Genomic DNA, 13,392 nt, shown 5'->3' with positions numbered 1-13,392 from the left:
GCTTGCCTTGGCGCGATTTTCTTAATCCTCCGTTAGGAGGTCACCCCTATTTTCGGGGTTATCGAAAAAAGACGGCCTCCACATTCCCGGCTTTCGAGATTGACCAGCGCTCCCAAGCGCCGGCCACCACACTTCATCTTTAACAGGACACAGGACGCTAGAGCCGTCCCGGGTCTTCCATATCCGACATTGGCGACTGCCCGCTCATCCGGGCAGCGGCTGCGTCCGCACGCCCACGCCATCGGCAACAAAGAGGAATGCATATGAAAATACCATATTTCAGTCAGTCCGACAGCGATGCCGTAATGTCGGCCATGAACAAGTCGCAGGCAATCATCGAATTCGATCTCAACGGAACCGTCCTCACCGCAAACACAAACTTCTGCGCTGCTCTGAGTTATGACCTCTCCGAGATCATCGGCCGCCATCACCGGATGTTCGTCGATCCCGTCGAAGCGAGTTTGCCTGAATACCGTACTTTCTGGGACCGTCTCGCTCAGGGCCACTTTGACCGGAAACAGTACCGCCGCATCGCCAAGGGCGGGCGCGACGTCTGGATCGAAGCATCGTACAATCCCGTCTTTCGCCGGGGCAAGCCATACAAGGTCGTAAAGTTCGCTACGGATATCACCGCGATCAAGCAGAAAGCCGCTGAAGACGCGGGAAAACTTGACGCCCTCTCGAGGGCACAGGCGGTCATCGAATTTACACCGAATGGCGAGATTATCACCGCCAACGAAAACTTCCTGAAGACCCTCGGCTACCAGTTGTCTGAGATCGTCGGCAAGCACCATTCGATCTTTTGCGATCAGGAGTACACCCGCACGCCCGACTACCGCGTGTTCTGGGATCGCCTGCGCTCCGGCGAGTTCGTGTCCCAGGAATTCATGCGGATCGGCCGCTCCGGCAATAAGGTCTACATCCAGGCCTCTTACAACCCAATCTTCGGCGTGGATGGGAAGGTCTTCAAGGTCGTCAAGTTCGCCACGGACGTTACGGGTCGGGTGGAAAACGTACAGGCCCTCGGAAACGGCTTGCAGATGCTCTCATCCGGCAACCTCTGCGCCGACCTACCCACGTCTTTCATTCCCTCACTCGAACAGCTTCGGGTGGACTTCAACAACACATCGGGAAAGCTCCGCTCAACCATGAAGGCCGTCCGGCAAAATGCGCAGGCGATCGCCGCCGGTTCGTCTGAAATGAAGACGGCAGCCGACGACCTTGCGAAAAGGACCGAGCAGCAGGCGGCCTCGGTCGAGGAGACGGCGGCCGCCCTCGAGGAGATCACCCAGACGGTCTCCGACTCCAGCCGTCGTGCCGACGAAGCGGGTCGCCTCGTCGTTTCGGCCCGCACCAATGCCGAAGAATCCGGCCGAGTCGTCGCCCGCGCGATCGATGCGATGGGAGCGATCGAGAAATCGTCGAAAGAGATCGCCAACATCATCGGCGTCATCGACGACATCGCCTTCCAGACCAACCTGCTGGCGCTGAATGCAGGCGTCGAGGCAGCGCGCGCCGGGGAGGCTGGCAAAGGCTTCGCGGTCGTCGCCCAGGAGGTCCGCGAGCTGGCTCAGCGGTCGGCCGGGGCGGCCAAGGAAATCAAGGCCCTGATCGGCCTCTCGGGCGAGCAGGTGAAGGCAGGCGTCTCACTGGTAGATGAGACGGGTCAGTCGCTTTCCCGCATCGTTTCACAGGTGAAGGACATCGACGTCAACGTCGCGGCCATCGTGGAAGGCGCGCGGGAACAAGCCGTGGGTCTGCGCGAGATCAACATATCGGTCAACACGATCGACCAGGGGACGCAGCAGAACGCGGCCATGGTGGAGGAGTCGAACGCCGCCAGCCATGGACTGTCCGGCGAGGCAGACGCGCTGTTCAACCTTGTAAGCCAGTTCAAGGTCGACGACGGCGGGGTTCTCGATGTCGCGGTGCCAACCACCTACGCCAGGCCAGAAACCGCGCCGACGCCCGTTCATGCGCTTCGCCGCAGAGTGAGCCAGCAGATCAGGGGCGGAAACGCGCTCGCCCAGGCATGGGAGGACTTCTGATGTTGGCCAGCTCATTCAGACAGACTGCGGCGAGCGACATGGACATCATCGCCTTCAGCCTTCGGGGTCAGGAATTTTGCGTCGAGACGACGAAGGTCCGCGAAATCAGGGGGTGGGTTGCATGCACCCCCGTACCCCACGCTCCCGAGGACGTACTCGGGGTCATCAATCTCAGGGGTGAGGTCGTCCCGATCATAGACCTCGCCGGGCGCCTGGGGATGGGGATGACGCACGGAACCGAGCGTTCGGCGATCGTGGTGGCGGAGGTCGGCAACGAGGTCTTTGGCCTCCTCGTCGACAGCGTTTCGGATATCCTCACCGTCGACAGTGCTTCGGTGCAGCCCGTTCCGGAAGTGGTCGCCACGGTGGAACTTCAGTTCGCGGCTGGAATGCTGACTTTGGAACAGGGAATGATCTGCCTCCTAAACCTTTCCAGGCTTCTGGGAGCGACGAAGGGCCAGACCAACGGGCCGGGCAAAGATGTCGACCTCTGTCTCCCCTCGCGTCATTGACCTCGTCACAGCCCTCATGGAGGAAGGATGCGAGATGTGGAGCGTCGGCCGGGGTTACTGCATCGGCGAGCCGACCTATGAACCACACGCGACGAACGTCAAACGCATCCTCGAACGTTTCGGTCCGAGGGACCACCTCCTCGAAGAAATATCCGCATATCTCGCCCAGATCGGCCGCGCATTCGACCGGCCGATCTGATTCAAGTAGCGTCGGTAGCGCGTAGGACAGTTCGTCACGCGCTACTGTATCTCCACCATCCGTCCCATCGCGTTCGAAACTTCGTCGGCTGGCGCGGGCTTGGCCAGCATCGGCAACCGTATGAACGCGGCATCACCGTCAACCTTAGTGCGAACAAGCCCTCCAGGGCCGCAAACTGGAGCGCCGCTCCGTGGCCGCGTCCGCAACGGTACAATCGGGTGTTATGCGGAGCTCGCATTGAGCAAGATCAAGAAACATCGCGTCGAGGTTTCGTTTAAGCGTGGCTGGCGTTTCGCCGCAAGCGGTTGAATCAGGCAATCAAACGTCGTCGGATCGCCTCCGCGATCGCCTGGGTTCTGTTCGAGGCTCCGAGCTTCTTGATCGCCGACTTGACGTAGCTGTTGACTGTGTCGACCTGATACCCCGTGGCCTTCGCGATCCCGTCGCTCGTCAACCCGAGACTTGCCTGAGACAGACACGACATCTCGCCCTTGGTGAGGCGCAGGTGTTCGGCCGCGAACTTTTCCATCAGCGGCTTCGTGACGACGGTGTGGATCGTTTCGGCAACCAGCGAGAGGAAAGTCAGTTCCTCGTCATTGAACGGCATGGCCCTGGTAACGCCAACCGCTCCGTACACTATGCTTTCGCGCGCGACCGGAAAAAGCGTCCTGTTGAGCACGCCGAATGTGCGCTGAAGGTAGAGCAAGCGCTGTGGCGGCGAGTGCTCGGCATAGACCTCGTGTTCGACGACCACCGATTTCGCCGCCTTCGCGGCCGCAACGAACGGGTCATCGGTGTAAAGGCGATCGGCGTGATAGGCTTCCACGTAGGCAGGGGGAAGGTCCGTGTCGATCGAGAAGCCGTTCCCGAAGCGGTAATGGTCGACATCGAGACCGGAAATGAAGATGAAGTCGAACGGGACGGCGCGGCGCAGTCTTTCGATAATGTCGTTCTTCCCGAAATAGCGGTGACTAGGGACGGAACGCAGGTCGATATAGTCATCAAGGGCGTTCGGAGACAGGACCGAGAGTGTGCTGACGCTCATGGTGCTCGCTTCAAGTTGAGAAACCTGCGCCAGTTATCGGGTGAAAAGGTTAAACGGACCTTACCTCTCCTGACGTTTGCCAATTTCCTCCCGTTCACCGTAGGCCAGTTCCAAGGCCAGCAGCAATCTTTTAGCCTGGTGCGAATTCATCTTTAGATAAAATCGACTGGAGTGCCTTCCACCTCGCCACCGACCGCGCTGCGCAATCGAGCGAGATGCCGGGAAAGCGCCGACAGCGACAGGCGGGCTAGGTGATCCTATCCTCCCCAACGCGTCTGCGCGAGGAGCTTCTGGCGTAGGCCTCGACCGGTGCCCTTCTTTTAGGGTGACTGCGGGTTGCAGAACCAAGTTGCGGAGCCGAGCCCGGCTAGCAGGTATGGCCGGTCTGTGAACTCTGTTCCGCGGTGGAAGGTGATTGCCCGAAGGATTGCCGCTGGAGATTTACTGTTTCACCAGGACTATAGCCTGGGACGCCTATGAAGGCATCCAGTCGGATATCTTCGACCATCTGCTTGCGATCCTGCCGGAATTCGATCTGCACTTATTCCAGAACCCGAACGGCCGCGATTTTCAGTCCTATCGCCCTTTGAATGAACGTGCGTCACCTCATCATCTGGATTCGCGCTCTGCCATTCGGTTGAAATAGGGTATTGGTCCATAAACCGGCGGCACCGGCGGGCAGGTGATCACATGGGCCCAGCCGCCATCCGATAGCCCACCGTTGCCAAACCTGATTGAAGCAAGACGATGCCCGCATTCTATCGCAAGTCCAAGCTGCTGCGTCGCTCCCGCGTCTTCTGAGGCTCGTTTTCCCTCCGGCGCCCGCGCCTCGTCTTCTGGTGCGGCGCGCTCGCCATCGGGGTTATCAGCGTTGGCTTCGCCAAGCTTGCCGACTTCGCCCAGCACGGTTTCATCCGCATGACGACGGCCGGCGAATGGACCTTTCTGCTCCCGCTTCTTATAAAGCCGGCCGGGTTTGCTCTCTCGGCCTATCTGGCGATGCGTTTCTTCCTAAACGCGCAGGGTAGCGGCATTCCGCAGGCCATCGCCGCGCGACATCTCAAGGACGAGGAGGATCGTGGCCGCTTGCTGTCCCTGCGGATCGCCTTCGGCAAGATCCTCCTGACATCGGCCGAGAGGGGCCGACGGTGCAGGTCGGCGCCTCAATCATGTTGGCCGTCGGTCGCTTCGGCGGCATGGCGCAGGCCCGCGGCCTCATTCTCGCGGGCTCGGCTGCCGGCATCGCCGCCGCCTTCAATACCCCGCTTGCCGGCATCGTCTTTGCGATAGAGGAGATGGGCCGCACCTATGAGGCCCGCACCAATGGTCTCGTGCTTGCAGCCGTCATCATCTCCGGCCTTGCAGCGCTCGGCCTGTACGGCAGCTACCACTATTTCGGCTCGACCTCCGTGGCGCCGCACACCACGCGGGACTGGGCGCTCGTTTTCGCCTGCGGCATCGGCGGCGGCGCGCTTGGCGCCGCCTTCAGCGGCATGGCGCTGCATTTCGGCCAGCGCATCCGTCGATGGGCGCAACCATTGCCAATGAAGCGCATGGTGCTGTTGGCGATCTGTTGTGGCCTTGCCATAGCCGCTATCGGCATGCTCTCGGACGGCAAGACCTTCGGCACCGGTTACGAGCAGGCCAAGAGCGCCGTGCAGGGTGAAGGCCTTCCATTGCCGTTCTTCATCGAGAAGTTCGCAGCCGGCTTTCTCTCGATGCTCTCCGGCATCCCAGGCGGCATCTTCGCCCCGTCCCTTTCGGTCGGGGCCGGCATGGGCAGCACGCTTGGCTCGCTGCTGGGCACGAGTATTGCGCTCTCGGCGGTGCTCGGCATGGCGGGATATTTTGCCGGCGTCGTGCAGGCGCCGATGACCGCTTTCGTCATTATTCTCGAAATGACCGGGGACCACGAGGCGGTCATCCCGATCATGACGGTGTCGATGCTGGGCTACCTGACATCGCGCATCCTGTCGCGCGAACCACTCTACCATGGACTTTCAAGGGTGTTCATTGCCGCGGCCATCAGAGCACGACGGGCGACGGAGAAGAATGCCGGCGACACGGATACGACAACCATTCGGAACTAGGTTGTTTCAATCCCGACCCACGGGTGCCGATGCTCTTCATAAACGCTTTGGGTCGGCTTCAGCCCGTCCTTCACCTCGAAACATCCGAAGGCGACAGCCGTCATGCCTGGCCGAAACGCAGGTTTCCAGAAAACGGTGGAGCCGCAGCTGGCACAGAAGTGGAATTCGATAGGCCTGCCACTGGCACCCAGCCGGGAAAAGGAGGTCGTGGAACCGAACGTCTCGACTGCTTCATTGGCGAAAAACAAAGCGATCCCGAAAGCAGACCCCGTCCGCCGTTGGCATTCCAGGCAATGGCAGGCGGAGACTTTTTCCGGTTCGTCCTGCGCGACAACCGAAAGTGCACCGCAGGAACAGGTCGCCCGTCGTCTCATATGTCATCCTCAACGCGTTGTCCGTGACGCATTGTACAGATCACCGTTGACCTGCGCGCGGCATTTTCTATAACGGCTTCATTCGCCCCGGACCCGGTGAAACTCCGGGTGGCTCTTCTGGCCGCCGATCCGCCAGACAACGCAAAGCATCAAACCTGTTCACGAGGCCAGACACCGTCTGGTCTGGATGCGCTTCTTTGCGGATTTCTCCATGTTCAATCTGACGACCTACAAGCGCGAGTGGTTCTCGAACATTCGCGCCGATATTCTCTCCGGCATCGTTGTGGCGCTGGCCCTCATTCCCGAAGCCATCGGCTTTTCCGTCATTGCCGGCGTCGATCCGAAGATCGGGCTTTTCGCCTCCTTCGCCATCGCCTGCGTCTCCGCCTTCGTCGGCGGCCGTCCCGGTATGATTTCCGCCGCCACGGCGGCGACAGCCGTGCTGATGGTCACGCTCGTGAAGGAGCATGGCCTCGAATATCTCTTCGCCGCCACGCTGCTGATGGGCGTCATTCAGATATGTGCGGGCTTCCTGAAGCTCGGCCGCGTCATGCGCTTCGTCTCGCGCTCCGTCATCACCGGCTTCGTCAATGCGCTGGCGATCCTCATCTTCATGGCACAGCTTCCGGAACTCATCGGTGTTCCCGGGCTGACCTACGCGATGATCGCGGCGGGCCTCGCGATCATCTATCTCTTCCCCTATGTCACCAAAGCCATCCCGTCGCCGCTGGTCGCCATCCTCGTGCTGACCGGCGTTGCCTATTGGGGCGGTCTGGACCTGCGCACGGTCGGGGATCTCGGCGAACTGCCCTCCGCGCTGCCGATCTTCGCGCTGCCGCATGTGCCGCTCACCTTCGAGACGTTGCAGATCATCTTCCCCTATTCCATCGCGCTGGCCGCAGTCGGCCTGCTGGAATCGCTGCTGACGGCGCAGATCGTCGACGACATGACCGATACGCCGAGCTCCAAGAGCCAGGAATGCATCGGGCAGGGAGCGAGCAACATCGCCTCCAGCCTCATCGGCGGCATGGGTGGCTGCGCCATGATCGGCCAGTCGGTGATCAACGTCACCTCCGGCGGCCGTGGACGCCTCTCGACCTTCGTTGCCGGCGCCTTCCTGCTGTTCCTCATTCTCGTGCTGGACGATCTCGTGCGCATCATCCCGATGGCCGCCCTGGTCGCCGTCATGATCATGGTCTCGATCGGCACCTTCTCCTGGCGCTCCATTCTCGACCTGCGCCGCAATCCGCTCTCCTCTTCCGTCGTCATGCTGGCGACGGTCGCGACTGTCGTTGGCACGCACGACCTCGCTAAGGGCGTGCTCGTCGGCGTGCTGCTGTCGGGCGTGTTCTTCGCCGGCAAGGTTGCCAAGCTCTTCCACGTCCGCTCGGTGCTGAGTGCGGATGGTTCGGAGCTCATCTATCATGTCGACGGCCAGATCTTTTTCGCGTCGGCGGAAAGCTTCACTGCGGCCTTCGATTTCACCGAGACATTGCGCAAGGTAACGATCGACGTCACGAAGGCGCATCTCTGGGATATCACGGCCGTCGGCGCGCTCGACAAGATCGTGCTCAAATATCGTCGCCTGGGCATTGAGGTCGCCGTCATTGGCGTCAACGAAGCGAGCGCCCATATGCTCGACCGCTTCGCCCTGCACGACAAGGAGCATGCCGCCTTCTCGGCTTCCGCCGGGCACTGACGTTGTGACGGCTCAGTAGTCAGCTCGGAGCGGAGTATTCTTGGCGCTGATGGAAGCCGAACCGGCGGCCCAGGACAAATTTAAGCGGTTACGGCGCGCTTTCAATTACGTCCTGCAATCTTACAATCTCAAAGTCGCTAATGAGCACATCGATCCTCAGCTTCCACTGCCCCGGCAGTGGAAGAATGATGCCTTCGCATCACCGGCAAGCCCGAAGAAATGCAGAAAGTCATCGAGGGCTGGATGATTTATGCGGCCAAACTGCCCAGCGAGGACGGCGACTAACACATGAGCCACACCATGTCGCTTCTGCTGATCGGCGCCGACGGACGCCTCAAGGGACTGCTGCCTTACGGCGCTGAGCGCGATCGCGCTCTCGAGCAAATCCGCAAGACGCTTCTCTGAGAAACGGCAGTGCCCTAGATACGACTTGCACCGCCTTCATAGCGAAAATCGCTTAATTATCTGGAGCCAAGCTTCGTCGATATAGGCAGCTATGCAACTTGCCGCCTGGTTTGCGGCGGTACCGAACCGGATCTGGTTTTGCTGTCTCCCAACGCGACCCTGGTCAGCGCACGCTCAAGGGCCTCTATGCAGATCGGATCGTGCGACTTGCCTGCGTCCTCCCACAAGATCGCGAGCGCCTTGGCGATCGGCATAGCGGCTCTATAGGGTCGGTCCGCGGTCAAAGCATCGAAGGTTGGCGTCGCCTTAACCGCGTGGTTGGGATCGGCTTGATATTCGGGCTGTCATGACCGAAGCCCCCCTGCCCGTTTCAGACGCCACCGCTTTCCCGCTGAGATCATTGCCCATGCCGTGTGGCTCTACTATCGGTTTCCGCTCAGCTTCCGCGACGTTGAGGATCTTTTGGCGGAACGCGGCATCAACGTCTCATTCCAGACAGTCTGCGAGTGGGCGGCAAAGTTTGGCCAGAAGTTCGCTCATCAGCTCCGACGGCGCTCACGAACTCATTTTGCCGACAAGTGGCAATTTGATGAAATGGTGGTGACGATCAAGGGAAAGAGATGCTGGCTATGGCGCGCCTGCCAACGGTTACGTCCTCGATGCTCTCTCGCAAAGCCGGAGGAACAAGCGGGCAGCCCTGCGGCTCATGCGCAAGCTGCTCAAGGGTCAGGGTACCACCCCACGGGTCATGGTAACCGACAAGCTGCGGTCCTACTCGGCGGCAAAGGCCGAATTGATGCCGGGCGTCGAGCATCGGTCCCACAAGGGTCTCAATAATCGCGCCGAGAATTCACATCTTCCTGTGCGGCGACGAGAGCGACGCATGATGCGCTTCAAGTCGGCGCGGCAATGCCAGCGTTTCGTCTCAACTCATGGCCAGATCGCCAATCTTTTCCTTCTTCACCGCAAACATATCACCGCCGCCGATCATCGCCAGCTTCGTGCTCACGCCATCTCGACCTAGCGGGAAATCGCTTTGTTGATTGACGCGTAAAATTCTAGCCGAAGAAACTATCGCGTCTCAAAATCAGTTAAGGCGACGCCACCGCCCGAATCATAACCATCAATTCAAATCAATGGGTCCTGAGCCTAGAGGCCACGCCTTTCCGTTCGCCACGCAAGCATCGTTTCGGCGTCGGCCTTGCCGCCGCGCGGACCATGGACAGTCACGGAGCGGGAGGCGGCCGCGGTGGAAAAATCCAGCGCTTCGGCAAAGGACCGCCCCTGGGTCAGGCACCAGGTCAGCGCTCCGCCAAACGTATCCCCGGCGCCGGTGACGTCGACAACTTCGACCGGATAGCCTGCGGCCCGCAGCCGCGTTTCGCCGTCGAAGGCCTCGGCGCCATCGGCGGCCATGGTGCGCACGACCCAGCCGATGCCATGTTGACGGATCCAGTCGTCGATCAGGCCAAGGTCGTCATGGCCGAAAGCCGCGCGAAAGCCGACCTGATTGAAGATGACGACGGCCGCGCCGGTGAGATAGGGCATGTCCTCGGCCGTGCAGCCGCCGACATCGAGATCGAAGACGGCGCGGCGGCCGTGGCCGCGCAGATCGGCCAGAAGCGCCGCCTGGCTGAGCACGCCCTCTTCCGTTTGGCTGCGCAGCCGACGCACGCGGTAAAGCGTCGTATAGAGAAAACCCGGCTGGCGCAGCGCGGCGAGCGTTTGTGGCGCAAGCCACATCGGCTGCTCGCCCATCTCGACGGTCAGCACCACATGCTCGCCATCGATCAGGAAGATGAAATTGCGCGATTCCGCGATTTCCGGATCGGTCAGCATGTGGTCGACGCCGACGCCGTTTTGCCGGAGATCGTCGATCAGCCGCTGCGACAGCGGGCTGTCGTTCAAAAGCGAGATAAACTGCGTGTCGCCGCCGAGCGTCGCATGGACGACGGCGGCATTGGCGATCGAGCCGCCGATTTCGGCCGGCAATTCCCGCACCATGCCCTTGTCGGCGCGACCGGGCCAGCGCTCGGCGGTATAATATTCGTCCAGCGCCACGTCTCCGATGAAAAATGCCGTCATGTCGCAGTCCCGTCCTTGACCTCGATCCGGCGCGGCCCGCCGGCGACCGGGGTCCACGGATTTTCGCCAAGGCCGCAGATCGCCATCCAGTAATAGGGCGTGGCGCGTGTGGCGCCCCGGCAGGCGTCGTGCCAGACATTCCGGTGCATCACCACGACCTGGCCGGGGGCGATGATAAAGGCTTCGATCTCGTCGCGATGCGGCGCATCCGCCGCGGAGGCCGGCGCCACGGCAAGGACGATCGGCTCGGCGGCGCAGAACAGCGCCTCCTCGGTCAGGGGATGCCGTTCCATGGCGGCGCAGGACCACGGCGCGCTGCCGCCCCGGGTCATGCCGAGATGGCCGGAGCCATCGATGAGCGGGTTACGGGTGAAGCCGTCGTCCCAGCCTTCACCTTTCGTCCAGACCACGCCGGGATCGGCATCGCCGGCGAGATCGTAAACCATGCCGTAGCGAGCGAAATTCTCAAGGGTGACGGCCCGTGCCACGACCGCGCTCATGCGGCGCTCCGCGCGGTACGGACCGCCCGCATCAGGCGGGCGACATGGGCGGCCTCGACGCGGCCGCTATCCTTGTGATCGTGCTTGAACCAGCTGCCGACGATGGCGCCATCGGCCTGGGCGAGCTGCTCCACGGCATTGGCCTCTGTCAGGCCCGCGCCGATCAGAAGCGGCACGGCCCCGCCGGTGGCGGCGCGGAACCGGGCGACCTTGTCCATGTCGGTCGGCTGGCCGGTGGCGTCCGAAGTCACCACCAGTCCGTCGCATCGCTGCGCGCCGAGGCGCACGTCCTCTTCCTCCGTCCGGCCGGACAGGACCGGCTGATACTTGAAGCGCACGCCGCCCAGCAGCAGCGCGGGAACGCTTGCCCGTCGAGCGCCGAACGCGGCCGCGAAAACGGCGTCGTCTTCCGGCGGCAGATGGCCGGCGACGGAATCGACCTGGATGAAGGACACCGGATAGTGCCTCGCCAGCGCGAAGGCGCGCACGTCGTCGCGCAGCACATTGATGCCGATCTTCGCGCCGAGGTCGAGGCCGCCCAACCGGTCGAGCACGCGCTCGACATCGTCGGCATCGCCGAAATAGTTTTCCACCACCAGCCCGTCGACGCCTTCGCCGGCCATGATGCGGGCCTCTTCTTCCGCCTGGGCAAGTTTTGCAGAGGGGCCTTCGCCGGCCAGATGCAGCATGCCCAGAATGGGCTTTGCGGTGGCGAAGGTGTCACTGAGACGGCTCATGTCGTTTCTCCTGCGTCGCGTCGCCCTCAGGCCGGCGCGGTATCGCGCCCCCAGCGCGTTGCGAATTTCATCTGGACGGCCGGCGAATAGACGATGGAGGTGCGCTCGACCAAACGGTCGTCGGCATCCAGCACGTCTCCGCTGGCGCAAAGGTAGCCCGGCACATCCGGCGCAGAACCGAAGACCGCCCGCAGCCGCTCGGACGACGGCACGACGGTCAGCAACAGTTCCGAACGCAAGGGGTGGCGGTTATAATCGCGGCGCAGCACCTCGTAGAGCGATTGCGCCGCGAAATCGTAGGCCTCGATCCCCGGATAAAGCGCGAGATCGAGCTGGGACGTATCGACGTTCAGCCAGCTGACCGTCTCGTCATTGGCAAGCCCGCGGGCGCGGACCAATAGCAGCTCGCCATTTTCGACCCTGTGCTCCAGAACCCGGGTCACAGGCCGCTGGCCTTGACGGCGGGCGAGTTCGGTAAAGCTGCCGAAATTCCAGATATTGTGGCTGATCGGCCGGTGCGAAACGATCGTGCCCCGGCCGCGCACCTGTTGCACCAGCCCTTCCGACACCAGAAGCGCCATCGCGTTGCGCACCGTGGTGCGGGCGATGCCGAACTGGACGCGCATCTGGTTCTCCGAGGGAATGGATTCTCCCTCGGAGAAGTCGCCGCTCAGGATCGCGGCACGCAGCGCCCGGTAGAGCTGGCGGTAGAGCTGTTCGCTCGAATAGGCATCGAGGCGAAAGCGCGACAGCCGGTCGTCCGGATGTTCACCCGCGGCATGGGCGTCTGGTGTGGAAGGCTGGGTCAAGGCAGGCTCCGGAAATGCTGGATTACTTCGTGGCTCCGTTTATCTTGAACTCTTCCACGCCCGCCTCTTTCAAGCCGTAGCGGTCGAGGATCTGTGCATAAGTGCCGTCGGCTTTCAGGGCCTCGAGGGTTGCATGCACGGCGTCGCGAAGCTGGCCGTTCGCCTTGGCGAAGGCGATGCCGTAATGATTGACTTCACCGACCGCGCCGATCTGGTAGAATTTGCCGGGCTCCTGCTTCATCAGGTCGAGCAGGCCTTCGAGGCCGATGACGGACGCCTGGGCGCGGCCCTGGCGGATCTGCATGATGTGTTCGGCCTGGGTCGGGATCTGTATGACGGTGATCAGCTTGTCGGCCGGGCAGATCGACTTGCCGAGTTCCTCGGCCCAGGTGACCCAGCTCGTGCCGGTCGCGACGGCGACCGTCTTGCCGCAGAGGTCGGCCTCGGTCTTGATTTCGGCCTGGTGGTCGGTGCTCGAATAGAAGACGTTGCCCGTCTTGAAATAGTCGATGAAATCAAGTTGCGTCTGGCGCTCCACCTTGTCGGAGAAGGCGGTGATGATCATGTCCGAGCGGCCGGTGACGACCTGCGGGATCAGCTGCGGAAATTCGACGTTCTGGAATTCCGCCGTCAGGCCAAGGCGCTCGGCGATCGCTTTGGCGAGGTCAATGTCGAAGCCCTTCAGCTCCGTCGAACCGGCGTCGTTGTATTCCATCGGCGGGTAGGCGAGGCTGATCGTGAAATTCAGTTTGCCGGCGGTGCGCACGGCCTCCGGCAGCGCGGCCGCGAGCTTTTCGTCGCCGGCCGCCTGCGCGATGCCGGCAAGGCTGATGAACGTGGCCGAGGCAAGCCCCAGCATCATTGGCAGGATGGTCTTCATTGTCCGTAC

11 protein-coding genes, 4 pseudogenes and 1 other annotated feature are annotated in these 13,392 nt (G+C 61.9%); of the genes and pseudogenes, 7 read left to right on the top strand and 8 right to left on the bottom strand.

Annotated features, from left to right (window positions below):
- The first annotated feature begins 263 nt into the window (after positions 1 to 263).
- The 3 genes from ACOZK4_RS04305 to ACOZK4_RS04295 are packed head-to-tail and all read left to right on the top strand — an operon-like array spanning position 264 to position 2,759.
- Positions 264 to 2,048, top strand: a complete 1,785-nt coding sequence (locus ACOZK4_RS04305; protein WP_421590619.1) for a methyl-accepting chemotaxis protein — start codon at positions 264 to 266, stop codon at positions 2,046 to 2,048.
- Positions 2,048 to 2,560 carry a chemotaxis protein CheW gene (locus ACOZK4_RS04300; protein ID WP_421590618.1) on the top strand — a complete coding sequence of 171 codons (513 nt, stop codon included), beginning with the start codon at positions 2,048 to 2,050 and terminating at the stop codon, positions 2,558 to 2,560. Before ACOZK4_RS04305 ends, ACOZK4_RS04300 begins: the two co-directional genes overlap by 1 nt.
- 34 nt (positions 2,561 to 2,594) lie before the next feature.
- Positions 2,595 to 2,759: a hypothetical protein gene (locus ACOZK4_RS04295; RefSeq protein WP_421590617.1), complete on the top strand. Its 165-nt coding sequence runs from the start codon at positions 2,595 to 2,597 to the stop codon at positions 2,757 to 2,759.
- Positions 2,760 to 3,069: 310 nt separating this feature from the next.
- On the opposite strand, the gene ACOZK4_RS04290 is transcribed toward ACOZK4_RS04295, so the two are convergent.
- On the bottom strand, positions 3,070 to 3,804 hold the full coding sequence (locus ACOZK4_RS04290) for a helix-turn-helix transcriptional regulator (RefSeq protein ID WP_421590616.1): 735 nt from the start codon (positions 3,802 to 3,804) through the stop codon (positions 3,070 to 3,072).
- Between the two features lie 418 nt (positions 3,805 to 4,222).
- On the opposite strand from ACOZK4_RS04290, the pseudogene ACOZK4_RS04285 reads away from it, so the two are divergent.
- Together ACOZK4_RS04285 and ACOZK4_RS04280 are read left to right on the top strand one after the other, a co-directional pair.
- A pseudogene (locus tag ACOZK4_RS04285) lies at positions 4,223 to 4,450 on the top strand (mechanosensitive ion channel family protein); the annotation flags it as partial.
- 101 nt (positions 4,451 to 4,551) lie between these two features.
- Positions 4,552 to 5,894: pseudogene (locus ACOZK4_RS04280) on the top strand (chloride channel protein).
- Here ACOZK4_RS04280 and ACOZK4_RS04275 read toward each other — a convergent pair.
- Positions 5,891 to 6,268 carry a GFA family protein gene (locus ACOZK4_RS04275; RefSeq protein WP_421590615.1) on the bottom strand — a complete coding sequence of 126 codons (378 nt, stop codon included), beginning with the start codon at positions 6,266 to 6,268 and terminating at the stop codon, positions 5,891 to 5,893. The pseudogene ACOZK4_RS04280 and the gene ACOZK4_RS04275 overlap by 4 nt on opposite strands.
- Before the next feature lie 86 nt (positions 6,269 to 6,354).
- Positions 6,355 to 6,410 (top strand) — a sequence feature (sul1 is cis-regulatory element that is thought to sense ions involved in sulfur or methionine metabolism; They are found in Alphaproteobacteria).
- Between the two features lie 69 nt (positions 6,411 to 6,479).
- Here ACOZK4_RS04275 and ACOZK4_RS04270 point away from each other — a divergent pair.
- Positions 6,480 to 7,967 (top strand): SulP family inorganic anion transporter, encoded by a 1,488-nt coding sequence (locus ACOZK4_RS04270; RefSeq protein ID WP_421590614.1) that lies wholly within the window; start codon positions 6,480 to 6,482, stop codon positions 7,965 to 7,967.
- A gap of 494 nt (positions 7,968 to 8,461) precedes the next feature.
- Here ACOZK4_RS04270 and ACOZK4_RS04265 read toward each other — a convergent pair.
- Positions 8,462 to 8,668 (bottom strand): annotated as a pseudogene (locus tag ACOZK4_RS04265) (hypothetical protein); the annotation flags it as partial.
- 100 nt (positions 8,669 to 8,768) lie between these two features.
- Here ACOZK4_RS04265 and ACOZK4_RS04260 point away from each other — a divergent pair.
- Positions 8,769 to 9,396, top strand: a pseudogene (locus ACOZK4_RS04260) (IS6 family transposase).
- 125 nt (positions 9,397 to 9,521) lie between these two features.
- Here the strand turns inward: ACOZK4_RS04260 and ACOZK4_RS04255 are convergent.
- Genes ACOZK4_RS04255 through ACOZK4_RS04235 form a run of 5 tightly spaced genes read right to left on the bottom strand, consistent with a single transcriptional unit; the run spans position 9,522 to position 13,383 of the window.
- Complete coding sequence (locus tag ACOZK4_RS04255) at positions 9,522 to 10,457, bottom strand: carbohydrate kinase family protein (protein ID WP_421590612.1); 936 nt, start codon at positions 10,455 to 10,457, stop codon at positions 9,522 to 9,524.
- Entirely contained in the window at positions 10,454 to 10,957 is a 504-nt protein-coding gene (locus tag ACOZK4_RS04250) for an ureidoglycolate lyase (RefSeq protein WP_421590611.1), read from the bottom strand. The genes ACOZK4_RS04255 and ACOZK4_RS04250 overlap by 4 nt, the downstream gene beginning before the upstream one ends.
- Positions 10,954 to 11,694: a BtpA/SgcQ family protein gene (locus ACOZK4_RS04245; RefSeq protein ID WP_421590609.1), complete on the bottom strand. Its 741-nt coding sequence runs from the start codon at positions 11,692 to 11,694 to the stop codon at positions 10,954 to 10,956. Before ACOZK4_RS04245 ends, ACOZK4_RS04250 begins: the two co-directional genes overlap by 4 nt.
- A gap of 26 nt (positions 11,695 to 11,720) precedes the next feature.
- Entirely contained in the window at positions 11,721 to 12,503 is a 783-nt protein-coding gene (locus ACOZK4_RS04240; RefSeq protein ID WP_421590607.1) for a GntR family transcriptional regulator, read from the bottom strand.
- A 22-nt stretch (positions 12,504 to 12,525) separates the two neighbouring features.
- Entirely contained in the window at positions 12,526 to 13,383 is an 858-nt protein-coding gene (locus tag ACOZK4_RS04235) for an ABC transporter substrate-binding protein (RefSeq protein WP_421590605.1), read from the bottom strand.
- Positions 13,384 to 13,392: the final 9 nt, after the last annotated feature.

The organism is Shinella sp. M27, from assembly GCF_049199905.1.
Classification (GTDB): Bacteria; Pseudomonadota; Alphaproteobacteria; order Rhizobiales; family Rhizobiaceae; genus Shinella.
The sequence above is the reverse complement of the archived record's forward strand: the minus strand, read 5'-3'. Positions and strand labels throughout refer to the sequence as shown.